The organism is Lysobacter sp. Root604 (assembly GCF_001427505.1).
Taxonomy (GTDB): Bacteria; Pseudomonadota; Gammaproteobacteria; order Xanthomonadales; family Xanthomonadaceae; genus Lysobacter.
Genome location: NZ_LMGS01000001.1, coordinates 941,749 through 965,387, shown reverse-complemented (window position 1 = coordinate 965,387; position 23,639 = coordinate 941,749). Strand labels below are relative to the sequence as shown.

The 23,639-nt window shown below is 69.6% G+C and carries 16 protein-coding genes; 5 read left to right on the top strand and 11 right to left on the bottom strand.

Going from position 1 to position 23,639, the window contains the following annotated elements:
* Positions 1-22: 22 nt before the first annotated feature.
* From mtnA to smc, 8 genes are all read right to left on the bottom strand, one after another.
* Positions 23-1,078 carry an S-methyl-5-thioribose-1-phosphate isomerase gene (gene mtnA / locus ASD69_RS04550; RefSeq protein ID WP_056174454.1) on the bottom strand — a complete coding sequence of 352 codons (1,056 nt, stop codon included), beginning with the start codon at positions 1,076-1,078 and terminating at the stop codon, positions 23-25.
* 115 nt (positions 1,079-1,193) lie between these two features.
* The gene (locus ASD69_RS04545) at positions 1,194-1,970 is read right to left on the bottom strand and encodes a DUF3011 domain-containing protein (RefSeq protein WP_056174452.1); all 777 of its coding nucleotides are present in this window, start codon (positions 1,968-1,970) and stop codon (positions 1,194-1,196) included.
* A gap of 225 nt (positions 1,971-2,195) precedes the next feature.
* On the bottom strand, positions 2,196-2,933 hold the full coding sequence (locus ASD69_RS04540) for a DUF3011 domain-containing protein (RefSeq protein WP_056174449.1): 738 nt from the start codon (positions 2,931-2,933) through the stop codon (positions 2,196-2,198).
* A gap of 104 nt (positions 2,934-3,037) precedes the next feature.
* Positions 3,038-4,024 carry an EF-P lysine aminoacylase EpmA gene (epmA, locus tag ASD69_RS04535; RefSeq protein ID WP_056174447.1) on the bottom strand — a complete coding sequence of 329 codons (987 nt, stop codon included), beginning with the start codon at positions 4,022-4,024 and terminating at the stop codon, positions 3,038-3,040.
* A complete protein-coding gene (gene ligA, locus ASD69_RS04530; RefSeq protein ID WP_056174445.1) occupies positions 4,021-6,387 on the bottom strand; it encodes an NAD-dependent DNA ligase LigA in 2,367 nt (788 codons plus the stop codon). The genes epmA and ligA overlap by 4 nt, the downstream gene beginning before the upstream one ends.
* Positions 6,384-6,764, bottom strand: coding sequence for a hypothetical protein (locus ASD69_RS21695; protein WP_157498992.1), 381 nt, complete (start codon positions 6,762-6,764; stop codon positions 6,384-6,386). The genes ligA and ASD69_RS21695 overlap by 4 nt, the downstream gene beginning before the upstream one ends.
* 129 nt (positions 6,765-6,893) lie before the next feature.
* Positions 6,894-7,649 (bottom strand): cell division protein ZipA, encoded by a 756-nt coding sequence (gene zipA, locus ASD69_RS04525; protein WP_056174443.1) that lies wholly within the window; start codon positions 7,647-7,649, stop codon positions 6,894-6,896.
* Between the two features lie 195 nt (positions 7,650-7,844).
* Entirely contained in the window at positions 7,845-11,348 is a 3,504-nt protein-coding gene (gene smc / locus ASD69_RS04520) for a chromosome segregation protein SMC (RefSeq protein WP_056174441.1), read from the bottom strand.
* Positions 11,349-11,648: 300 nt separating this feature from the next.
* Here smc and ASD69_RS04515 point away from each other — a divergent pair, with 300 nt between their 5' ends.
* From ASD69_RS04515 to ASD69_RS04500, 4 genes are all read left to right on the top strand, one after another.
* Positions 11,649-12,662 carry a LacI family DNA-binding transcriptional regulator gene (locus ASD69_RS04515; RefSeq protein ID WP_056174439.1) on the top strand — a complete coding sequence of 338 codons (1,014 nt, stop codon included), beginning with the start codon at positions 11,649-11,651 and terminating at the stop codon, positions 12,660-12,662.
* A 301-nt stretch (positions 12,663-12,963) separates the two neighbouring features.
* On the top strand, positions 12,964-15,993 hold the full coding sequence (gene pgmB, locus ASD69_RS04510; RefSeq protein WP_056174437.1) for a beta-phosphoglucomutase: 3,030 nt from the start codon (positions 12,964-12,966) through the stop codon (positions 15,991-15,993).
* Between the two features lie 63 nt (positions 15,994-16,056).
* On the top strand, positions 16,057-18,462 hold the full coding sequence (locus tag ASD69_RS04505) for a TonB-dependent receptor (protein WP_056174435.1): 2,406 nt from the start codon (positions 16,057-16,059) through the stop codon (positions 18,460-18,462).
* 217 nt (positions 18,463-18,679) lie between these two features.
* Entirely contained in the window at positions 18,680-19,945 is a 1,266-nt protein-coding gene (locus ASD69_RS04500) for an MFS transporter (protein ID WP_235567139.1), read from the top strand.
* Between the two features lie 76 nt (positions 19,946-20,021).
* Here ASD69_RS04500 and ASD69_RS04495 read toward each other — a convergent pair whose 3' ends face one another.
* The 3 genes from ASD69_RS04495 to ugpC are packed head-to-tail and all read right to left on the bottom strand — an operon-like array spanning position 20,022 to position 22,119.
* Positions 20,022-20,444 carry an SMI1/KNR4 family protein gene (locus ASD69_RS04495; RefSeq protein ID WP_056174432.1) on the bottom strand — a complete coding sequence of 141 codons (423 nt, stop codon included), beginning with the start codon at positions 20,442-20,444 and terminating at the stop codon, positions 20,022-20,024.
* Between the two features lie 37 nt (positions 20,445-20,481).
* The gene (locus ASD69_RS04490; protein ID WP_056174430.1) at positions 20,482-20,976 is read right to left on the bottom strand and encodes a hypothetical protein; all 495 of its coding nucleotides are present in this window, start codon (positions 20,974-20,976) and stop codon (positions 20,482-20,484) included.
* A gap of 30 nt (positions 20,977-21,006) precedes the next feature.
* Positions 21,007-22,119: a sn-glycerol-3-phosphate ABC transporter ATP-binding protein UgpC gene (gene ugpC, locus ASD69_RS04485; protein WP_056174428.1), complete on the bottom strand. Its 1,113-nt coding sequence runs from the start codon at positions 22,117-22,119 to the stop codon at positions 21,007-21,009.
* Between the two features lie 124 nt (positions 22,120-22,243).
* Between ugpC and ASD69_RS04480 the strand changes: the two genes are divergently transcribed.
* A complete protein-coding gene (locus ASD69_RS04480) occupies positions 22,244-23,617 on the top strand; it encodes a GH1 family beta-glucosidase (protein WP_056174426.1) in 1,374 nt (457 codons plus the stop codon).
* Positions 23,618-23,639: the final 22 nt, after the last annotated feature.

Here is a 23,639-nt window from a genome sequence, read left to right as displayed (position 1 = left end):
AGCCGCGCGACAGGCGCGGCGATCAGGCCGCGAACGCGGCCCGCATGGCCTGCGCGTCGGGACGCTCGATTACGCCGCGCTCGGTGACGATGGCGTCGATCAGTTCGTGCGGGGTGACGTCGAACACCGGGTTCCAGGCGCCGACCTGCTCGGCCGCCGTGCGCACCCCGCCGACCGCGAACAGCTCGCCGGGATCGCGCTCCTCGATCTCGATCGCCTCGCCCGAGGCGGTGGCCATGTCGACCGTCGAGGACGGCGCGGCGACCATGAATTTGACCCCGTGGTGGCGCGCGGCGATCGCGAGCTGGTAGGTGCCGATCTTGTTGGCGGTGTCGCCGTTGGCGCAGATGCGATCGGCGCCGACCACCACCCACTGCACGCGCCCGCTCTTCATCAGATGCGCGGCGGCGGAGTCGGCGATCAGGATCGGCGCGATGCCGTCCTGCTGCAGCTCCCACACGGTCAGGCGCGCGCCCTGCAGCCAGGGCCGGGTCTCGCCGGCGTAGACCTGGTCGATGCGGCCCTGGGCGACACCGGCGCGGATCACGCCCAGCGCGGTGCCAAACCCGGCGGTGGCCAGCGAGCCGGTGTTGCAATGGGTGAGCACGCCGCTGCCGGGCGCGATCAGGGCCGCGCCCAGCGCGCCCATGCGGCGGTTGGCGGCCAGGTCCTCGTCGGCGATCGCCTGGGCCTCGCGCGCGAGCGTGGCGCGCCAATCGGCGCCAGCCCCGCTCAGGCTGCGGCGCATGCGCGCCAGCGCCCAGGCCAGGTTGACCGCGGTCGGACGCGCGGCGTTGAGCCGCTGCAGCGCAGGTTCCAGCGCGGCCAGTGCGCCGGCGCCGTCGTCGGCCTGGATATCGCGCGCGGCCAGCACCACGCCCCAGGCGGCGGCGATGCCGATCGCCGGGGCGCCGCGCACGGTCAGGGCGTGGATCGCGGCCGCGACCGCGTCGCTGTCCTGGCAACGCACGTATTCGACGTGGAACGGCAGGCGGCGCTGATCCAGCAGTTCCAGGGCGTCGCCGGTCCAGCGGATCGGGCGAATGCGGTCGTAGCGGTCGAAGTCGATGTCGTTCATGCGCGCAGTTTATCGCAGCCGCGCCAGGCCCTGGTTGCGGCCGCGCGAAGGCGCCAACGAAAACGGGCCCCGCGTCGCCGCGGGGCCCGTCGTACTCAAGCGCTGGCGCGGGCGATCAGCGCACGCTGAACTCGCCGCGGCAGCCCATCTGCACCCAGATGCCGTTCTGATCCCAGCCCCAGGTCTGGCCTTCGATGCAGGCGCCCTTGGACTTCTGGCGGATCAGGCGCGCGCCGTCGCGGATGCTGGTATTGCAGCGACGCATGCGGCCCTCGCGACCGTCGTTGGATTCGCACACCACGGTGCGCCACTGGTTGTTGCCGCCGTTCCAGCCGCCACCGTTCCAGCCACCGCCGCCGCGGCCGCTGCTGAACTCGCCGCGGCAGCCGTTGCTGACCCACACGCTGCCGCGTTGCGAGCCCCAGCTCTGGCCTTCCACGCAGGGCGACTTCGAAAGCTGGCGCACCAGGCGCGCGCGGTTGCCGCCGATGGCGCAGGTGCGGTAACGGCCGTCGTCGGATTCGCAGCGCACGGTGTCGCCGTTGTTGCCGCCGTTATTGCCGCCGCCGTTCCAACCGCCACCGCCGTTCCAGCCACCGTCGCCGCCGCGGCCCAGTTCGAACTCGGCGCGGCAACCGCCGCTGACCCAGATGGTGTCGCGGTTGTAGCCCCAGGTGCTGCCCTGGATGCACTGCGACTTGGAGAACTGGCGGACCAGGCGCACGCCGCCGCGGGTGTCGGCATAGCACTGACGGTTGCGGCCGTCGTCGGACTCGCAGCGGATGGTCTGCTGACCGCCGCCGTAGTAACCGGAATCGTATTGCGGCGCCGCCTGTGCGGTCGCGCTGAAACCCAGCGCCAGGGCGAAACAGGAAACGATGCGTACGAACATGTCCGTCACTCCTTTGTCAGTTGGCTGCAACTTTATCCACGCCCGCTTAACGCAGGCTCAAGATTTCGGCACCGCGCCGGACCCGATTCGGATGCGTTTATCTGCCGCTTAACGAGTCCCGGGGCCGCGGCCGGACAGCGGCGCGCATGGGCGCAAGTATGCCGCGCGCAGGGGGCGGCAGTCGCCCGGACTTATGGCAGGTGGCGACGGCGCCGCGGTGGGGCCTCAGCCGCCGCGCGGCGTATCGACTTCGAACTCGGCGCGGCAGCCGTCTTCGACCCAGATGCCGTTGCCATCGAAGCCCCAGCTGCGTCCTTCCACGCATTGCGAGCGCGAGAGCTGCTTGTGCAGGCGCACGCCAGCGCCGGTCTCGACCGCACAGCGCTGGGCCTGGCTCTTGATCGATTCGCACAGCACCACCTTGCCGCGCGGCGCGACGGCCACCGGTTCGGTGGCGCCGTCGGACAGCATTTGGAACTCGCCGCGGCAACCGCCGGACACCCACAGGCCCTGGGCGTCCACACCCCAGTTCTGGTCGCGGATGCAGGGGCGCTTGGACAACTGGCGCACCAGCTGCACGCCATTGGCGCTGTTGCCACGGCAGTGATTCCAGCGCCCGCCCTTGGATTCGCACCGCATGACACGATCGCCGCTGCGGCTGTCGCGGCCGCTGCCGCCCTGGCCGAGCACGAAGTCGGCGCTGCAGCCGCGCGCGACCCAGACGCCGCTGCGATTCACGCCCCAGCCCTTGCCCTCGACGCAGTCGCTGTCGGACAGGCGCCGCGCCAGACGCACGCCGCCGGTGGTGTCGGCCGGACATTGGCGCGGGGTTTCGCCATCGGATTCGCAACGCAGCACGCGGTCGCCGTACAGCCGTTCGCCGCCGGCCTGGGCCATGGCGTCGCCCGCGCCGGCCATCAAGACCAGCGCCAACGACAGTGCCGCGGCAGTACCTGTGCGCATTGCGAGCTCCCCCTTGCGATACGCGATCACTCTACCCCGCGCACCTGAATGGTCAATCAAAACATCTTGCAACTGCGCCGACTTGCGCTCTGCGTTCAGGCTTGTCATGCGCGCGCGAAATCGAAGGCCAAGGTATCGGCGATGCGCGGAACGTTCAGCATCGCCATCAGCAAACGGTCCACGCCCAGCGCAACGCCCGCGCAGTCCGGCAGACCGGCGGCGAGGCCGGCCAGCAGCGCCTCGTCGCGCGGCGGCGCGGGCGCGCCGCGTTGCGCGCGCAGCGCGAGGTCGCGTGCGAAGCGCACGCCCTGTTCGTGCGCGTCGGCGAGTTCGTGATAGCCGTTGGCCAGTTCCAGCGGCCCCAGGTAAAGCTCGAAGCGCTCGGCCAGCGGCGGCTCGCCGGCGCGCACGCGCGCGAGCGCGCACTGCGAGGCCGGGTAGTCGTAGACGGCGAGCAGGCGATCGGACGCGAAGCCGGGCTGCAGGCGGTGGGTCATCAGCAGATCCAGCCAATCGTCGCGCCCCAGGTCTTCGGGATCGATCACCAGCTCGCCCAAGGCGGCGCGCAATTCGGCTTCGTCGGCGCTCAGCGGATCCAGACCCAGGCGCTGTTGATAAAGCTCGCGATAGGCCACGCGTTCCAGCGCCGCCTCGCGCCCGACCAGGGCCAACGCGGCCTGGATCAGTTCGGCGGTCTCGGCGATCAAATCCTGATGGTCGTAGCCCAGCCGGTACCACTCGAGCATGCTGAATTCGGGGTTGTGGCGGCCGCCGGCCTCGCCGTCGCGAAACACCCGGCCGAGTTCGTAACAGTCGCCGAAGCCGGCCGCGAGCAGGCGCTTGAGCGGGTATTCGGGCGAAGTGCGCAGCCAGCGCGTGCGCGGCGCGCCGTCGGTGCGGCCGCTGAACTGCAGCGAGAACGAGGCGATGTTGGGGTCGGTGTTGCCGGCCATCGACAACACCGGGGTCTCGACCTCGGTCACGCCGCGCTGGGCGAAGAATTCGCGGATGCGCGCATTGAGCGCCGCGCGCAGGCGCAGCGCCTCGAAGCTCGCCGATGGCCGCCAGTCGCGTGCGCCGGTCTCGCTCACGGGACCGAGCGGCCGTGTTCGGCCAGGAACGCGAGCAACCGCGCCTCGTCCCAGATCGGCACGCCCAGCTCCTGGGCCTTGTCGAGCTTGGAACCGGCGGCCTCGCCGGCGACCACGAAGCTGGTCTTCTTGGACACGCTGCCGGCGACCTTGGCGCCCAGCGCTTCCAAGTGATCCTTGGCCTGATCGCGCGACAAGGCGCTGAGGCTGCCGGTGAGCACGGCGGTCTGGCCGTCCAGCGGGCCGGCGGCCGCGGCCGCCGCGGCCGCATCGGGCAGGCGCGCCTGCAGTTGCGCCAACGCCGCGCCCACGCGTTGCAGCAGGGCCGCGTTGTCGGCGTCGTCGCGCCACAAGGCGAAGGCCTGCGCGCTGTCGGCGGGCAGGCCGGCGGTGACGTAGGCGTGCTCGGGCGCGGCAGCCAGCTTGGCCGCATCCGCGAACGCGGCGGCCAGCTGTTCGGCGCGGATGCGGGTGACCTTGGGAATTTCCATATCCACCAACAGGGTCGCCAGATTCAGATCCGGAGCGAGCTTGGGCGTAGGCTCATGGGTGTCGGTAATGGTCACGCCGCGCGCGAGCAGGTCGTCGATCACCTGCTGGTTGCCGGGCTGGTCCAGGAAATGGCCCAGCGAACGCGCGACTTCGCCGCCGATGTCCGGCACGCGCTTGAACATGGGCCAGGGCAGATGGCGGATCAGGGCCAGATCGCCGAACCAGACCGCGAGCGCCTTGGCGGTGCTCTCGCCGACGTGCTGGATGCCGAGCGCGAACAGGAAGCGTTCGAGCGTGGTCGCGCGGCTGTGGTCGATCGCCTCGATCAGATTGTCGGCCCACTTGGTCGCGACCTTACCGGCCTTGACCGTTTCCGGCGTGGTGCCGTCGCGCTCGTCCGCACGGCGCTTCATCTCCAGCAGGTCGTCCAGGCCCAGCTTGTACAGATCGGCCACCGACTGCACATAACCCAGGTCCGACAGCACCTCGACATAACGCTCGCCCAGGCCTTCGATGTCCATGGCGCGGCGCGAAGCGAAATGAATGATGGCTTCCTTGCGCTGAGCCGGGCAGATCAGCTCGCCCGAGCAGCGCCAGACCACCTCGCCTTCCTCGCGCACCAGCTCCGAGCCGCACTGCGGACAGGTCTCGGGCATGGCCCAGGCCCGGGTGCCGGGCGGGCGCTGTTCGATCACCACCCGCACCACCTCGGGGATCACGTCGCCGGCGCGGCGCACGATCACGGTGTCGCCGTTGCGCACGTCCAGGCGCGCGACCTGATCGGCGTTGTGCAAGGTGGCGCGGGTCACGACCACGCCGCCCACCTGCACCGGCGCCATCAGCGCCCACGGCGTCACCGCGCCGGTGCGGCCGACGTTGATCTCGATCGATTCGACCGTGGTCGCCTGTTCCTGCGCCGGGAATTTGTGCGCGATCGCCCAACGCGGCGCGCGCGAGACGAAGCCCATCTCGCGCTGGCCGGTGTAGTCGTCGAGCTTGTAGACCACGCCGTCGATGTCGAACGGCAGCTTGTCGCGCTTTTCGCCGATGCGGCGGTAATAGCCGAGCAGGCCCTGGGTGCCGGCGACCACATCGCTTTCGGCGCTGACCGGGAAGCCCCACTCGCGCAACTGCGCCAGCGTGGCCGAATGCGTGGCCGGCAGCTCGTAGCCTTCGACGATGCCGACCGCATAGGCGTAGAACGCCAGCGGACGCTGCGCGGTGATGCGCGGATCGAGCTGGCGCAGCGAGCCGGCCGCGCCGTTGCGCGGATTGGCCAGGACCTTGCCGCCGTCCTTGAGCGCGCGCTCGTTGTAGGCCTTGAACGCGGCCAGCGGCATGTAGACCTCGCCGCGCACTTCCAATACCTCCGGCCAGCCTTTGCCGCGCAGCTGCAACGGGATCGCCTTGACGGTGCGCAGATTCGCGGTCACGTCCTCGCCGGTGGCGCCGTCGCCGCGGGTCGCGCCCTGGACGAAGCGGCCGTGTTCGTAGCGCAGGCTGATCGCCAGGCCGTCGAGCTTGGGCTCGACCGAGAAGCTCGGCGAGCTGCGCTCCAGGCGCTCTTCGATACGGCGTTCGAAGTCGGCGACTTCCTCGTCGCTGAAGGCGTTGCCCAGCGACAGCATCGGAATCGCGTGACGGACCTCGGCGAAGGCCGAGGACGGCGCGTTGCCGACGCGCTGGGTCGGCGAATCGGGCGTGAGCAGCTCGGGATGCGCGGCCTCGAGCTGGTCGAGCTCGCGCAGCAGGCGGTCGTACTCGGCGTCCGGAATGCTGGGATCGTCGAGCACGTGGTAGCGGTAGTTGGCGTCTTCGAGCTGCTGGCGCAATACGGCGGCGCGTTGCGCGGCTTTGGCGGAGTCGGTCATCGCGGGCGTCCATGGCGCTGCGGTTGCGGCGCTATCGGCGCATTTTGACCGGTTTGGGCGAATCTGGGGATGCTGGGTTTGTGAGTTTGCGTGGGGTGGAGCAAATCCCCCCTGCCCCCCTTTTCCAAAGGGGGGAACAGCAACGGCAACGGCGAGAGCAACGGCGACATAGGCGCGTCGGGGGCATCGGCGGCATCGGCGGCATCGGCGGCAATGGCAGCAGCGGCAGCAGCGGCGGCAACGGCGGCAACGGCAGCAACGGCAGCAACGGCGGCAACGGCAGCAACGGCAGCGTCGGCGGCAATGGCGGCAATAGCGGCATCGGCGGCATCGGCAGCAACGGCGGCAACGGCGGCAACGCCAACCGTAACGCTCATCGTCGCAGCCGATACTCCCGGCCTTGCACGGTCGATTGTCTTCCCCCTTTGAAAAAGGGGGATCGAGGGGGATTTGCTTTTCGAGCCGCGACGTCGCCGCGGCGCAGCCGGGCTAGCGCGCGGGATCGCTTACCAGCGCGTAGGCCGCGTCAGCGGCGGCGCTTCGCGCTGGCGGTCGTAGGCGCGCAGTTCGTCGCGCAGGTGGGCGATGCGCTGGCGGCCGAGGGCGTTGCGCTGTTCGTCCAGGACCACGCCGTCCAGCAGTTCGGCCATGCGCTGCGCGGTCGGCAGCATGGTCTCCCAGGCGTCCAGCGCGGGCACCGGCGCCGGCAGGGTCAGGAAGAACGCGATCGCCGGCGTTTCCAGGGCCTGGATCTGGGCCATGTCGAAACTGCCGGGTTTCATGATGTTGGCCACGCTGAACACCGGGCCGCGCTCGGGATGGCCTTCGACCAGGCGGTGGAACACGCCCATGTGGCCGTAGACCAGGCCGGCCTTTTCGGCCGCGACCACGATGTCGGGGCCGTGCAGCTTGGCGCCGGCGCGCGCGGCCAGGTAGAGGGTGACGATCTTGTCGAATTCCTCGGTGGCGCGGCGGCCGAGTTCGCTGTTGGCGGCGCCGCCCTCGAGGGTGCGATCGAACAGTTCCAGCTCGGCCTGACGCGTGCTTTCGCCGGCCGCGGCCGCTTCGCCCTCGCCTTCGATCAGCTCGCCCAGGGTGGGCTCGCGACGGCCGCCCTCGCCCTTGCGCGCATCCGCGCCGCTCTCGCGCGGCACGCGCTTGCCCTGCCCGGGCTTGCGCGGACGGCCGAAGAACACGATCGCGCCGATCAGGATCAAGCCGGCGATCAGGATGCCGATCCGCAGCAGGGTCACTTCGGACATCGATTGCTCCTTTGAAAGCGGAGATTCGGGATTCGAGATTCGGGATTCGTCGAAGCACTTGCGCCGACTTTCGATTCCCTACCCGCTCCCGGCTCCTAAGTTAACTGCAAAAAAGCAGTTGCGATGCGACATCACGGGCCGGGCAGCGGCTCTTGCCAATCCCGAATCCCAAATCACTAATCCCGGCGTGGCCGCTTAGGCCGCGCCTGCCAGACGCGTCGCCTCGGCCAGGTCCACCGAGACCAGACGGCTGACGCCCGGCTCGCGCATGGTCACGCCCGACAACTGCTGCGCGGCTTCCATCGTCGCCTTGTTGTGGCTCACGAACAGGAACTGTACCTGTTCGCTCATCTCGCTGACCATCGCCGTGAAACGGCCGACGTTGGCTTCGTCCAGCGGCGCGTCGACCTCGTCGAGCAGACAGAACGGCGCCGGGTTGAGGCGGAAGATCGCGAACACCAGCGCCACCGCGGTCATCGCCTTCTCGCCGCCGGACAGCAGCGAGATGTTGGACACGCGCTTGCCGGGCGGGCGCGCCATGATCGCCACGCCGGTATCGAGCAGGTCCTCGCCGGTGAGTTCCAGGTAGGCATGACCGCCGCCGAACAGGCGCGGATACAGTTCCTGCACGCCGGAGTTGACGCGGTCGAAGGTGTCCTTGAAGCGGCCGCGGGTCTCGCGGTCGATCTTGCGGATCGCGTCTTCCAGGGTCTCCAGCGCGGTGGTGAGGTCGGTGTACTGCGCGTCCAGGTAGTCCTTGCGGGTCGCGGCCTCGGCATGCTCGGCGATCGCGGCCAGATTGACCGGCTCCAGCCGGCGCAGCTTGCCGTCGAGTTCGGCGACGGTGCGCTCCCAGACCTGCGGCTGCATGTCCTCGGTGAGGGTGTTGACCACGTCCTCGAGCACGAAGCCGGCCTCGGCGATCGCCGCCGACAGGGTCTCGGCCTTGAGCACCAGGGCCTGCTGTTCGAGGCGGCGCTGGCCGATGGCCTCGCGCTGCTGCAGGGCCTGCTCGTCGCGCTGATGACGGGTCTGCTCGTAGCGGCGCAGGTCGTTGTCGATGCCGTCGAGGTGGCTGCGCGCGCTGGTCAGGCTCTGCTCGGCGAGCACGCGTTGTTCCAGCGCGACCTGGCGCTGGGTCTCGAGCGATTGCACCGGCTGGTCGCCTTCGGCCAGCTGCGCGGCGAGTTCGCCCAGGCGGTTGTCGAGCTGGCCGCGCTGGCCGCCCATGCGGTCCAGGGCCTGCGACAGGCCGACGATCTGGGTGCGCTGCGCTTCCAGGGTCAGGGCCAGGGCATGCGCCACGTCGCGCGATTCGCGCGCGGCGTTGCGCGCGGCTTCGCGCGCGTCGCCCAGGCTGCGGCGCTCGGATTCCAGCGCCAGGCGGGTGTCTTCGAGTTCGCCCATGCGCTCGACCGCGGCTTCCTGGCGCGCACGCGCGTCGCGGGCCTGGTCGCGGCTGCCGTCGAGGGTGAGGATCAGTTGTTCCAGCTCGGCTTCGATCTTCTCGATGCGGCCGCGCGCGGTGTCCAGGCGGCCCTGCTGGCTCTGCAGTTGGCCGGCCAGTTCGGATACGCCGCGGTGGGCCATGTACAGGCCGCGCTGGGCGTCTTCGCGCTGCTGTTCGGCGGCCAGGGTGCGGTCGCGCAGCTGCACCAGCAGCGATTCGAGTTCGCGTTCGCGATTGAGCAGGGTCTCGATCTCGCCGCGCAGGGTCTGGATCTCGCGCTCGCGCAGCAGCGCGCCCTGCTGGGCGGCGCCGGAGCGCAGCACCCGCACCCAGCCCGCGCCGAGGCGCTCGCCGCCGCGGGTGATGACCGAGTCGCCTTCGTCCAGTGAGGACTGCAGCGCACGCGCCGCGGCCAGATCCTCCGCCGTGTGCAGGCGCGCGAGCAGGCGCCGGATCGCGCGCGGGCCGCGCACCTTGGCGGCCAGCGAGGTCGGCGGATACACGCTGTCGTCGGCCTCGGGCGACACCAGGCTGAGGCGGCCGTCGGCGAGTTCGCCGATCGCGTCGACCAGGGACTCCGGGGCGTCGACCAGCACGCCCTCGATGAGTTGGCCGAGCGCGCTTTCGACCGCGTTCTCCCAGCCGGCGTCGACGTCCAGACGCTCGCCCACGCGCGCGGCGCTGTCCAGGCCGCGGCTCTTGAGCCAGTTCACCGCCGCGCCCTGCTCCTGGCCCAGCGCGGCGTGCTGCAAGGTTTCCAGCGAGGACAAGCGGCCGCGCGCGGCCTGCGCCTGCTTGCGCGCTTCGGCCAGTTCGGACTGGGTGCCGCGCTGCTGTTCCTGCAGCTCGGTGACGCTGGCCTTGCGGGTTTCGAGTTCGTGGGTCAGGCCTTCCAGCGATTCCTTCTGGACGTCGTGCTGGCTCTGGATCTGTTCGAAGGCGGCCGCCAGCGCGCTCAGGTCCAGGCCGGTGCGCTCGTTGGACAGGGCTTCGCGCCGGCGTTCGGCGTCCAGGCTCTGGCGGTCCAGGCCCTCGATGCGGGTGCGCTCGACGTCGGCCGCGCGCGCGGCCTCGGACTGGGCGCGGCTGTGCGCGTCCCAGCGCTGCTGCCAGTCGTTGAGCTTGGTCTCGGCGTCGCGCAGGGCTTCCTGGCGCGCTTCGTCGTTGTCGCGCAACGCTTCCAGGCGCGGCTCGGCGTCCTCGACCGCGGCGCGCAGCGCGTCCAGGCGTTCCTGGTCGCTGCCCATGTGGCTGCCGAGTTCGGCCAGCTGCGCGGCGGCTTCGTCGCGCGCGCGCTGCAGGCGGGTGGTCATCTCGCGCTGGTGCTGGATCTGCTGTTCGATCCGGGCCAAGGCGCCGCCGACTTCGTAACTGGCGGCCTGGGCCTTGTTGAGCGCTTCGGCGGCTTCCTCGCGGCGCACGCGTCCGGTCTCAAGCTCGCGCTCGGCCTCGCGCTGCTCGGCGATCAGCTGCTGCAGGCGGGTTTCCTGCTGCGACAGCTTCTCGCGCTGCGCCTGCAGTTTCTGGTCCAGGGCGCGGTGTTCCAGCGCCTTCCACTCGGCGTCCTTGACCCGGCGCTCGGCCTGGATCGCCTGGTACTGCTCGGCCTGGCGAGCCTGGCGGCGCAAGTGTTCGAGCTGCTTGCCGACTTCCTCGCGCAGGTCGTTGAGGCGGTCGAGGTTTTCGCGGGTGTGGCGGATGCGGGTCTCGGTTTCCTTGCGGCGCTCCTTGTACTTGGAGATGCCGGCGGCCTCTTCCAGGTAGACGCGCAGTTCCTCGGGCTTGGCCTCGATGATCTGGCTGATCATGCCCTGCTCGATGATCGAGTAGCTGCGCGGGCCCAGGCCGGTGCCGAGGAACAGATCGGTGATGTCGCGACGACGGCACTTGCCGCCGTTGAGGTAGTACTGGCTGGTGCCGTCGCGGCTGACGGTGCGCTTGACCGAGATCTCGTTGAAGGCCGCGAATTCGCCGGTGATGGTGTGGTCGGAGTTGTCGAAGATCAGCTCGACCATCGCCTGCGACACCGGCTTGCGCGCCGAGGAGCCGGCGAAGATCACGTCGGTCAGCGAGTCGCCGCGCAGTCGGCTGGCCGAGCTCTCGCCCATCACCCAGCGCACCGCGTCGATGATGTTGGACTTGCCGCAGCCGTTGGGACCGACCACGCCGGTCATGTTGGTGGGCAGGTGCAACGTGGTCGGATCGACGAAGGACTTGAAACCGGAGAGCTTGATCGTGGACAGACGCATGCGGCGGGGTTGCCTCTGGCGCGCCTGCGAGGCGCTGCCGTAGATACCAAGGAAGATGAAGTTGTTCGTCTAAATTACTGATTACTATAGACGATATGCAGCGAAAACGCCGCACAGCCTCGTGAGTATAACGGGCTGGAGCCGGCCTCGCCGGGCCCGTCGCCGGTGCAGCCGCGACCCGGATCGGCACAGGCTTCCGCCGCCCCGGGGGACTGCGAACCGCAACGGCCGTCATGCTATTGATGACGCACGGACCCGGACGCGGTCCGCGCCCGTCCGCAACGCAAGGTAGCCAGGCCGATGAGCCGACCCCGCGCCCAACGCCGCAAGAAAGAACCCGGCGACAGCCCGACCATGGCCGATCTGGCCAAGCTGGCCGGGGTCTCGGCGATCACGGTTTCGCGCGCCCTGCGCGACAGCCCCTTGGTCAATCCCGAGACCCGCGCCCAGATCAAGGCGCTGGCCGAGACCCAGGGCTACATGTTCAACATCTCGGCGCGCAATCTGCGTCTGCGCCGCAGCATGACCGTGGCGGTGGTGGTCGAGATGACCCCGACCATCGAACGCCAGATGTCCGGGCCCTACCCCTTGGACCTGCTCGGCGGCATCAGCCAGGAACTGACCTCGTCCGGCTACGCGGTGCTGCTGACCTCGCTGCAGGGCGGCGCGCTGCCCAGCGTGCAGGCCGCCGACGGCGTGATCCTGCTGGGCCAGGGCGCGCACGAGGACGCCATGCACCAGGTCGAGCGCTGGGGCCGGCCGATGGTGGTCTGGGGCGCGGTCAGCCGCCACGAATCGCAGGTGGTGGTAGGCAGCGACAACCAGCGCGGCGGCGCGCTCGCGGCCGAGCGTTTCATCGCCCTGGGGCGGCGTCGGCCGGTGTTCCTGGGCGATCCCGCGCACGGCGAATTCGCCGAGCGCCTGGACGGCTACAGCCGCGCCCTCGCCCGTCACGACCTGATTCCGCTCACGCCCTCGGTGCCGGCCCTGACCGTAAGCGCCGGCGCGGCCGCGGTGCATCGCCTGCTCGACGAGCATCCGCAGTTCGACGCCCTGTTCGCGGCCAGCGACTTGCTCGCGATCGGCGCGATCCGGGCCCTGATCGAACGCGGCCGGCGGGTGCCCGAGGACGTATCGGTAATCGGCTACGACGACACCCCGCTAGGCGCGACCTATCTGCCGCCGCTGACCTCGGTGCACCAGAACTTCACCGACGCTGGCGTGCTGCTGGCGCGCAAGATCCTGGCCCTGATCGAGGGCCAGCCAGCGCAGTCGGAGATCCTGGCGACCAACCTGGTGGTGCGGGTGACCTGAGCCCGGCCTGGGCGCGGCGCAGACGCATGCTGCGCCGCAACGCGATTGACCGCAGCGCAATAGCGGATGCCGGGCGCCAGCGATTCGGCCCACCCGCGTCGCGGCAACCAAAAACCGTCATGAATTCAGACGCCTAGACCTGGGCCAACGCGGGATCGAATGCTCCTGCGGCCCTGATCGGCAGCTCGGCACGCCCATGACGTCGGTTTTTGTTATCGATAACTTGACATCGATAACAATGCGCTTTTAGGGTCCGCCTCCAAGCCGCCGACCGGCGGTCCAGCGTGCAGGCCGAACCCGCGTGACCGATACGAATCCCCCGCCCCGCCCCGACCAAGACCCGCAAGCGCAGCGCGCCTGGCGCCTGCGCCAGGACCGTTACGAGCCGGCGCGCCGACAGCGCGACGCCAGCCTGTACGCGCTGGCCAACGGCTCGCTGGGCGTGCGCGGCGGTTTCGAGGAAGGTCGCGGCGACGGCGACGGCTGCTACCTGGCCGCGGTCTACGAGCACAACCCGATCCACTACCACGAGCGCTTCCGTGGTTTCGCCTTGAGCACCGACACCCGCGTGCCGGTCGCCGACGGCAAACGCATCGAGGTCTGGCTGGGCGAACGGCGCCTGGATCCGGAAAGCGCCGAGGTGCTGGCGTTCGAACGCGAACTCGACCTGCATGCCGGCGCGCTACGGCGGCGCATGCGTCTGCGCGATGCGCACGGCGCGACGATCGAAATCCTGGCCGAACGCGTGGTGCCGCTGAACGTGCATCCAGGCGCTTGCGACCTGCTGGCGATCCGCTACCGGGTGACCTCGATCGACTACAGCGGCCCGATCGCGCTGGTGTCGGCGATAGAAAGCGGCCGTCAGGCCGCGGCCCAGGGCGACGATCCGCGCATCGGCGTGTCCGGCAGCGAAGGCCTGCTCGCCAACGGCGCGCGCGCCGACGCCGTGCAGGCCCGCTACGGCCAGCGCACCCGCCACGGTACCGGCGCGGTGCTGTGCGGCCAACGCCATCGTCTGCCCTCGGGCGAGGCGAGCTTGCGCTATGCCGACGCCATGGCCGACGAGGCGCGCGCCGCGCAGCGCTATGAAGCGCAGTTGCTGCCGGGCACCAGCGTGGTGTTGGAGAAGTTCGTCGCCTACGCCAGCGCCGCCGACGCCGGCGGCTTGGACGCGCGCGTCGACAGCGCATTGTCGGCGACAGTGGAGGCTGGCTATGAGGCCCTGGCCGCATTGCAGTCCAGCGCCATGGCCGAGTTCTGGCGCGACGCCGAACTGTCCATCGACGGCGATCCCGACAGCGAACTGGCGCTGCGCTTCAACCTGTTCCACCTGTGGCAGTCCGCCGGCCGCGACGGCGTGTCGGGCACCGCCGCCAAGGGCCTGACCGGCGAAGGCTACGAAGGCCATTGCTTCTGGGACACCGAGGCCTTCGTGCTGCCGGTGATGGCCTACACCGCGCCGGAGGTGGCGCGCGCGATGCTGCAGGCGCGTCACGGCATGCTCGAGGCCGCGCGGTCGCATGCGCGCGAGATGAACCACGCCGCCGGCGCGCTGTACCCCTGGCGCACCATCGGCGGCGGCGAGTGCTCGGCGCACTACCCTTCGGGCTCGGCCGCGTACCACATCAACGCCGCCATCGCCTACGCGATCGGCCTGTACCTGGACGCCAGCGACGACGTCGGCTTCCTGTTCGACGGCGGCGCCGAGATGCTGTTCGAGACCGCGCGCATCTGGCCGCAGATCGGCCACTACAACCCGCGCCGCGGCGGCGCCTTCTGCATCCACGAAGTCACCGGGCCGGACGAGTACACGGCCATGGTCGACAACAACTACTACACCAACCGCCTGGCCCAGCAGCATCTGCGGCGCGCGGTCGCGGTGTGGCGGCGCCTGCACGAGGAGCGACCGCAAGCGGCCATCGCCCTGGCCGCGCGCCTGGGCTTGGACGCCGACGAAGTCGCGAACTGGGAGCGCGCTGCCGAGGCGATGTACCTGCCTTACGACGAAGCCCTGGGCGTATACGCGCAGGACGACGGCTTCCTCGACAAACCGCGCTGGCCGTTCCCGCCGCGACAGGGCGAACACCGCCCGCTGCTGCTGGATTACCACCCGCTCACGCTCTACCGCTACCAGGTCTGCAAGCAGGCCGACGTGGTGATGGCGCTGGTGCTGGCCGGCGCCGACATCGACCTGGCGCGCAAGCGCCGCAGTTACGACTACTACGAAGCGGTGACCACCCACGACTCGACCCTGTCGGCGTCGATGTTCGGCATCCTCGCCAGCGAGGTCGGTTACCCCGATCGCGCCCTGCATTACTTCGACGCCAGCCTGCGCGTGGACCTGGACGACCTGCACGGCAACACCGATCACGGCGTGCACATGGCGGCGATGGCCGGCAGCTGGCTGGCCCTGACCCAGGGCTTCGCCGGCCTGCGCGCGATCGAGGGCGAACTGCATTTCGCCCCCACCCTGCCCGCGCGCTGGAACGGCTACGGCTTCGGCCTGCGCTGGCGCGGCCGCGAACTGCATGTGGGCGTCGAACGCGCGCAGGTGGTGTATCGGCTGATCGAAGGCGAGCCGTTGGAGATCGTGCACGCCGGACAACGCTTGCGCCTGAGTGTGGACGCCGCACAGACGCTGGCGCGCGCGCCCGCCGATGCCGCCGCATCCGCCCCGTTCCCGCGCCCGACCCAGGCCCTGATCTTCGACCTGGACGGCGTGCTCACCGACACCGCGCACACCCATTACCTGGCCTGGAAGCGCCTGGCCGACGAGATCGGCGTGCCCTTCGACGAGACCGTGAACCTGCGCCTGAAGGGCGTGGACCGCGAGGCCTCGCTGGCGATCATCCTGGAGCGCGCGGACCGGCCCTACGACGAGGCCGAACGACGCGAACTGGCCGCGCGCAAGAATGGCTACTACCGCGCCGCGATCGAAAGCGTGGGCCCGCAGGACCTGTATCCCGGCGTGACCGAACTGCTGGACGCGGCGCGTGCGCGCGGCCTCAAGCTCGGCCTGGCCTCGGCCAGCAAGAACGCGCCCGCGCTGCTGGCGCGGCTGGGCATCGCCGACCGCTTCGACTACATCGCCGACGCCGCGACGATCGCACGCGCCAAACCGGCGCCGGACATTTTCCTGAGCGTGGCGCAGGCGCTGGGCGTGCCACCCGACCGCTGCATCGGCATCGAGGACGCGGCCGCCGGCATCGTCGCGATCCGCGCCGCCGGTATGCCCGCGGTCGGCATCGGCTCGGCCGATGCCCTGCCCGGCGCCGATGCGCACCTGCCCGAGATCGCCGCTTTCGACCTGGACGCTTTCGTGACGCCCTGACGCCGCGCCGGCACTCGGCGCGATCTACGCAACCTGACATTCTTGAGGAGTGGGGAGAACACCATGCAGCAGCAGTCTCTGATCCGTTACGCCCTGTCGATGGCCATCGCCGCCGCGTTGAGCCCGGGCCTGGTGCGCGCGCAGGACGCCGCGCCGGCGCCGGCCGCGGATGCGCCGCCCGCCGACGAAAGTCAGGCTACCACCCTGGATGCGGTGGTGGTCTCCGGTACCGCGCGCTTCAAGGGCGTGCGCAAGCGCGACGCCAGCTTCTCGATCACCACCGCCTCGCTGGAGCAGTTGCAGGAAGCGGTGCCGCTGAGCACGGCCGACGCCCTCAAGGTGGTGCCCGGCATCTGGGCCGAATCAGCCGGCGGCAGCACCGGCGCCAACATCTTCGTGCGCGGCATGCCGTCGGAAGGCGACGCCCCGTTCGTGACCGTGCAGATGGACGGCGCGCCGCTGTTCCCGCCGCCGACCCTGTCGTTCCTGGAGAACTCCACCCTGTTCCGCATGGACGACACCATCGACCGCATGGAAGTGCTGCGCGGCGGCCCCAGCCCGATCTTCTCCAACGGCCAGCCCGGCGCCACCGTCAACTTCATCCAAAAGAAGGGCGGCGAAGAGACCGAAGGCAGCCTGCGCGTGACCGCCGGCAGCGACAACCTGCGCCGCGTCGACGTGTTCAACAGCGGCAAGCTCGGCGAAGGCTGGTACTACAGCATCGGCGGCTTCTACCGCGTCACCGACGGCGTGCGCGACACCCAGTTCCCGGCCGACAAGGGCGGCCAGTTCAGCGCCACCCTGACCCGCAGTTGGGACAGTGGCGAGATCACCCTGTACGCGCGCCACACCGACGACAAGAACGCCTTCTTCACTCCGATCCCGCTGCTGTCGCGCAACAACGGCAAGGACCTGTCCAGCTTCCCGGGCTTGAACGCGCAATCGGGCACCCTGCTGGGCAACGACTTCCGCCGCGTGACCATTCCGACCGGTCCCAACGGCCAGACCATCAGCCGCGACCTCGCCGACGGCCGCGGCATCAACCTCGACGTGTTCGGCGCCTCGATGGACTTCTACGTCGGCGACTGGACCATCAGCGACCGCGTCAACTACGTCAACGGCAGCGCGCCCACCAACGGCCTGTTCACCGGCGCCAGCCCGCAGACCATCAGCAGCTACATCGCCTCCTTCGGCAGCCCCGGCACCGCCACCTACACCAACGGCGGCGGCGCGGTGGATCCGAACCAGCAGGTACTGACCGCCGGCTTCTGGGTGGTCGACAAGCAGATCGAGTCCTTCACCAACGACCTGCGCTTCAGCCGCGACCTGTTCGAGGGCAACACCCTCACCGCCGGCGTCTACTACGCGCGCTATTCCTCCAAGGACACCTGGTACCTGGGCAACAACATGCTGCTGACCGCGCAGAACAACGCGCGCCGCATCGACGTGACCCTGGCCGACGGCCGCCAGGTCACCCGCGACGGCTTCGTCGGCACCTCGTTCTTCTCGCTACGCGGCGACTACGACGGCCAGAACACCGCCGTGTTCCTGGCCGACGAATGGCAGATCAACGACCGCCTGCGCCTGGACGGCGGCATCCGCTACGAGTGGCAACAGGTCGACGGCACCGTGCACAACACCGCCACGGTCGATCTGGATGGCAACCCCAACACGCTCTACGACAGCAACACCTCGATCTCGCTGCCGAGCACGCGCCGCATCGACCAGGACGACAAGCATTTCTCCTGGACCCTGGGCCTGAACTTCAAGCTCAACGAGACCTCCAGCCTGTTCGCGCGCGCCAACTCAGGCTACAAGCTGCCGGCCTTCGACAACCTGCGCGACGGCAACACCAAGGTCCAGGAAGTCGACCAGTACGAGCTGGGCTTCAAGTCCGGAAACTCGGTCTACGACCTGTACCTGACCGCGTTCTACAACAGCTTCACCAACTCGCCGTTCCAGGCTTTCCTCGACGACGGCAGCAACTTCACCACGGTCGGCGATTCGCGCGCCTACGGCGTCGAGCTGGAAGGCGCGATCCGTCCCTTCGGCGGCTTCGAGCTGCGCGCGACCGGGGTTTGGCTGGACGCCCAGTACGAGAACTATCGCGAGTTCACCGGCAACCAGGTGATGCGCCAGCCCAAGACCCAGTTCCGGATCACCCCGAGCTATTACTGGACCCTGCCGGTCGGCGATCTGAAACTGTTCGCGACCTACTCGCACATCGGCGACCGCTACGCCGACCTGGCCAACACCCAGCAGTTGCCCTCGTACCACACGCTGGACGTGGGCGCGAACCTGCACGTGGGCGAGCATTGGGAGTTCACCGCCAGCGGCAGCAACGTCAGCGACGAGCTGGGCCTGACCGAGGGCAACGTGCGCGTGCCCGGCGCCGCCACCGGCGGCGTGTTCCTGGGCCGGCCGATCGCGGGCCGTTCCTACCAACTCTCGGCGGCCTACCGCTGGTGAGCGCGGCGGCGGCGGAGCGGCATGCGATGCTCGCTCCGTCGCGTTCGACCGCCGCGCGCCGCCCGGCGCGCGGTTTTCGAAGCCCGTTCGCGACGCGCTCCCGGAATCGCCGCCTGCGCAAGCCCTCCCCCCAAGGCGCAGGCGGCCTCCGCGACCGTCGCGAACGGTCTTTTTCTTCACAGCGCCCGGCCGCGACGGCCGTGCGCAGGAGCAGCGCATGAGCCCTACCGGCAGCCACCGCGGCCGCATGATCCTGGCGATGGTGTTGACCTACATGGTGTTCGCGGTGCTGCTCAACAGCGTCGGCACGGTGATCCTGCAGGCGATCCAGGGCTTCGGCGTGAACAAGGCCGAGGCCAGCTTCCTGGAAGCGTTCAAGGACCTGCCGATCGCGATCGTGTCTTTCCTGACCGCGTCCCTGCTGCCGCGCCTGGGCTATCGGCGCGCGATGATCCTGGGCCTGAGCCTGGTCGCCGCGGCCTGCGCGCTGATGCCGCTGTTCCACGCGTTCTGGGCGACCAAGCTGCTGTTCGCGACCGTCGGCGCCTCGTTCGCGCTGGCCAAGGTCGCGGTGTATTCCTCGATCGGCCTGCTCACCGACGGCAAGCAGCAGCACGCCAGTCTGACCAGCACCATCGAAGGCTGGTTCATGGTCGGCGTGCTCGCCGGCTATTGGCTGTTCGCGAGCTTCATCAATCCCGAATCGCCCGCCGATCCGCGCTGGCTGCGGGTGTACTACGTGATCGCCGCGGTCGCCGCCGCGACCGCGCTGCTGCTGGCGGGCAGCCGCCTGGACGAATCCGCCGCGCGCGACGACCATGCGCCGGGCCAGGCCTTCTTCGACATGTTCCGCCTGATCGCGCAGCCGCTGATCGGCGTGTTCCTGGTCTCGGCCTTCCTGTACGTGCTGATCGAACAGAGCATCGGCACCTGGCTGCCGACCTTCAACCGCGAAATCCTGCACCTGCCCACGACCATGAGCGTGCAGGCCGCGAGCATCTTCGCCGTGTCGCTGGCGCTGGGCCGGCTCGGCGCCGGCCTGCTGCTGCGGCGCGTGCCCTGGCATTGGCTGCTGATCGCCTGCGTGCTGGCGATGGGCGCGCTGGTGCTGCTGGCGTTGCCGCTGGCCGCGGGCCTGCGCCCGGATCCGAACGCCAGCTGGACCCACGCCCCGGTCGCGGCTTATGTGTTCCCGTTGATCGGCTTGTTCATGGCGCCGATCTATCCGGCGATCAATTCGGTGGTGCTGAGCGCGCTGCCGAAGTCGCGGCACGCCGCGATGACCGGCCTGATCGTGGTGTTCTCGGCGTTGGGCGGCACCACCGGCTCCTTCATCACCGGCCAGCTGTTCGCGCGCACCGGCGGCGAGACCGCGTTCTATCTGTCGCTGGCGCCGATGGCCCTGTTGCTGCTCGCGATCGTCGGCCTCAAGCGCCAATCCTTGCGCGCCGACGCGGCCCTGGCCGCGCAAGGTGCCGCCTGAGGCACAGGACTATCGGCAACGACGGAGCGTCGCGCCGTCGCGCAGGTCAGGCGCCGCAGCGATCGTCCCGCATCGCTCAGGAACAGGGCGCGTCGCGCTCGCCCAGCGTGCGCCCGCCGAACGCCAGCAGCAGTTGCTCCAGCGACTGCGCCGACACCGTCAGCTCGTTCTCATCCATGCAGCCCATGCCGACCTCGTACACCGTGGACTGGTCGCCGCGCATCAGCAGCGCCCTACCGCCGCTGTCGTCGCCGATCATCACATAGCCGGGCAGATAGACCTGCACTTCGTAATCGGCATTGCGCGGGCCGATCGCAGCCAGTTCCAGCAGCGCCAGCCGGCCTTGCGTATGCAGGCCATCGCTGAGGCGCAGCAGCACCGCGTAGTCGGCCGGTAGGCGAAAGGCCAGCTCCGCTTCGGCCGCGGCGATCGCCTGGGCGTCGCATCCGGGATTCAGGGCATACAGCGCCGCCAGGCGCGGGCGAGCGATCGTGAGCAAACCGGCTTCCTCTCCGTTTCCGTCGCGGGATCGTCGCTCAGCGCAGCAGTTCGTAGCCTGTGCCCGCATCGTTGAAGCGATACTCGCAGCCCAGCAGCCGCGCCGTGATCAGGTAGGAGTGTTCGTCGTCGGTCGGGTATTCCTTGTACGGCAGGCTCTTGAGATCGATGCTCGCATCGGTCACCGGCTGGCCGTCGCGCATGTCCAATACCTTGCTGCCGACCTGGAACAGCGCCGGCCCGAGCGGCACGATCGCGCGCACCTGCCGGTCCAGCAGGCGCCAAGGCCGCGGGTTGTAGGTCGCGGCCAGGAACTCGCCGCCGCTGCCGAGCAGGTTGCGCACCGCCAGGCCGGCGTCCTCGATGCCGTCCGGCGGGGTGTCATCCGCGCCGATGCGGTCGTACACGTCGTACAGATAGCCCCAGCCTCCGCGCGCCAGAGCGACGTAGCCATAAGCGTAGCCCGCGCCCTCGACCAGCGGCACGCAGAACATCGCGCCTTCCGGGATGGCCGTCGCCTGATCGATCCGCATGCGCCGCTCCTTGGGTGGGACTGTCCGCGCTCAGCCGGCCGCCGGCGCCGCGCGCAGGCTGCGCTCGGTGTCGGGGTCGAAGTAATGCATGCGCTCGGGCGCATAGCCCAGGTGCACGGTATCGCCCGGCGTGGGCAGGTCGTAGGGCGGCAGGCGCAGCACCAGGTCGCAGCCGCCGCAGCCCAGGTTGAGGAAGGCCTCGTTGCCGACCGGCTCCACCACTTCCACGCGCGCGGCCAGGCGCTCGGGCGCGGCTTCGGCCAGATGCATGTCCTCCGGCCGCAGGCCGACGGTGAGCTGGCGGCCGAGGTAGCCGCGCACGCTCTCGCGCAGCGATTCGTCGGGCTGCAGCGGCAGCTCCACGCCTTCGGCGATGCGCAGGCGCAGGCCGTCGCGTTCGATCACCTCGCCCCACAGCAGGTTCATTTTCGGACTGCCCAGGAAAGTCGCCACGAACAGATTGGCCGGATGCCGGTACAGCGCCATCGGCGTGTCGATCTGCTGGATCTTGCCGTCCTTGAGCACGACGATGCGCTGGCCCAGGGTCATGGCTTCGATCTGGTCGTGGGTGACGTAGACCATGGTGGTGCCGAGCTGACGGTGCAGGCGCGCGATCTCCACGCGCATGCCCATGCGCAGCTTGGCGTCCAGATTCGACAGCGGCTCGTCGAGCAGGAACACCTGCGGCTGGCGCACCAGCGCCCGGCCCAGGGCCACGCGCTGACGCTGGCCGCCGGACAGCGCCGCCGGCTTGCGCTGCAGCATCGATTCCAGCTCCAGCGTGGCCGCGGCCTCGTTCACGCGCGCCTCGATCTCGGCCTTGGACGCGCCGCGCAGCTTGAGGCCGAAGCCGAGGTTCTCGGCCACGGTCATGTGCGGGTACAGGGCGTAGCTCTGGAACACCATGGCGATGTCGCGGTCCTTGGGCGGGACCTCGTTGACCCGGCGCTCGCCGATGCGCAGCTCGCCGCTGCTGATCGTCTCCAGCCCCGCGATCATGCGCAGCAGGGTCGACTTGCCGCAGCCCGAAGGCCCCACCAGCACCAGCAGCTCGCCGTCGCGGATCTCGAAACTGGCCTCGTCGACGCCGACGAACCCGTTCGGATAGACCTTGCGCAGACGTTCAAGCGTGACCTTCGCCATGAATTCTCCCAATCGTGACCCCGGCCACGATGCAATTGTCGTCGCCCTGGGCTATTCTGCCATGTAACCGTTTACATGCACGCCGGCGCTCGAAACGGGCGCCCGCTCCGGAGACCAAACCGCGATGAGTCAAGTTCGTGTCTTTCCCGAGGGGTTCCTGTGGGGGGCGGCCACCGCCGCCCACCAGATCGAGGGTTCCCCGCTCGCCGACGGCGCCGGTCCCAGCATCTGGACCCGCTTCGCCCACACGCCGGGGATGACCCTCAACGGCGACACCGGCGACGTCGCCTGCGACCACTACCGGCGCTGGAAGGACGACGTCGCGCTGATGAAGCGCCTGGGCCTGCAGGCCTACCGTTTCAGCGTGTCCTGGTCGCGGATCCTGCCCGAGGGCACCGGCCGGGTGAACCAGGCCGGCGTCGACTTCTATTCGCGCCTGGTCGACGAGCTGCTGGCCAACGGCATCGAACCCCTGCTCACCCTCTACCACTGGGACATGCCGGCGGCGCTGGACGACCGTGGCGGCTGGCTCAACCGCGACTGCGCCGACTGGTTCGCCGAATACGGCAGCGTGCTCTATCGCGCGCTCGACGGCCGGGTCAAGAAGTGGGTCACCCTCAACGAACCCTGGGTGATCACCGACGGCGGCTACCTGCACGGCGCGCTCGCGCCCGGCCACCGCAGCCGCTTCGAAGCCCCGATCGCTTCGCACAACCTGATGCGCGCGCACGGCGCCGCGGTCCAGGCCTACCGTGCGATCGGCCAGCACGAGATCGGGCTGGTGGTGAATATCGAACCCAAGTACGCCGCCACCGACAGCGCCGCCGACGCCGCCGCGGTCAAGCGCGCGCACGCCTACATGAACGAGCAGTACCTCGACCCCGCCCTGCTCGGCTCCTATCCGCCGGAGCTGCGCGAGATCTTCGGCGAGGCCTGGCCGGAGTGGCCGGCCGAGGACTACGCGCTGATCCAGCAGAAGCTCGATTTCGTCGGCATCAACTACTACACCCGCAGCGTCACCCAGGACGCGGTCAGCTACCCGCTCAACACCGGCGTGGTGCGCCAGCCCTCGGGCACCTACACCGAAACCGGCTGGGAAGTGTTCCCGCAGGGCCTCACCGACACCCTGACCTGGTTCAAGCAGCGCTACGGCGACATCCCGATGTACGTCACCGAGAACGGCGCGGCCTTCTTCGATCCGCCGGTGGCCGAGCCCGACGCCAGCGGCGAGCGCCGGGTGCGCGACCCGCTGCGCATGGACTATCTGCAAAAGCACCTCAGCGCGATCCACGACGCGATTCAGGCCGGCTGCGACATCCGCGGCTACATGGTGTGGTCGCTGCTGGACAACCTGGAATGGTCGCTGGGCTACTCCAAGCGCTTCGGCGTGGTCCACGTGAACTACGCGACCCAGGAGCGCACGCCCAAGGACAGCGCGAAGTGGTACTCGAACGTGATCGCGACGCATGGCCGCTCGCTGTCCGAGCCGTTACCTTAAGCGCTTCGATCCCGACCAGGCG

Excerpts from the sequence above, each read along its gene's own strand:
- ligA (WP_056174445.1), bottom strand. The coding sequence starts at position 6,387 with ATGACCGACTCCGCCAAAGCCGCGCAACGCGCCGCCGTATTGCGCCAG.
- ASD69_RS04505 (WP_056174435.1), top strand. The coding sequence starts at position 16,057 with ATGCAGCAGCAGTCTCTGATCCGTTACGCCCTGTCGATGGCCATCGCC.
- ASD69_RS04540 (WP_056174449.1), bottom strand. The coding sequence starts at position 2,933 with ATGCGCACAGGTACTGCCGCGGCACTGTCGTTGGCGCTGGTCTTGATG.
- ugpC (WP_056174428.1), bottom strand. The coding sequence starts at position 22,119 with ATGGCGAAGGTCACGCTTGAACGTCTGCGCAAGGTCTATCCGAACGGG.
- mtnA (WP_056174454.1), bottom strand. The coding sequence starts at position 1,078 with ATGAACGACATCGACTTCGACCGCTACGACCGCATTCGCCCGATCCGC.
- ASD69_RS04515 (WP_056174439.1), top strand. The coding sequence starts at position 11,649 with ATGAGCCGACCCCGCGCCCAACGCCGCAAGAAAGAACCCGGCGACAGC.
- smc (WP_056174441.1), bottom strand. The coding sequence starts at position 11,348 with ATGCGTCTGTCCACGATCAAGCTCTCCGGTTTCAAGTCCTTCGTCGAT.
- zipA (WP_056174443.1), bottom strand. The coding sequence starts at position 7,649 with ATGTCCGAAGTGACCCTGCTGCGGATCGGCATCCTGATCGCCGGCTTG.
- ASD69_RS04545 (WP_056174452.1), bottom strand. The coding sequence starts at position 1,970 with ATGTTCGTACGCATCGTTTCCTGTTTCGCCCTGGCGCTGGGTTTCAGC.
- ASD69_RS21695 (WP_157498992.1), bottom strand. The coding sequence starts at position 6,764 with ATGAGCGTTACGGTTGGCGTTGCCGCCGTTGCCGCCGTTGCTGCCGAT.
- ASD69_RS04480 (WP_056174426.1), top strand. The coding sequence starts at position 22,244 with ATGAGTCAAGTTCGTGTCTTTCCCGAGGGGTTCCTGTGGGGGGCGGCC.
- ASD69_RS04500 (WP_235567139.1), top strand. The coding sequence starts at position 18,680 with ATGAGCCCTACCGGCAGCCACCGCGGCCGCATGATCCTGGCGATGGTG.
- ASD69_RS04490 (WP_056174430.1), bottom strand. The coding sequence starts at position 20,976 with ATGCGGATCGATCAGGCGACGGCCATCCCGGAAGGCGCGATGTTCTGC.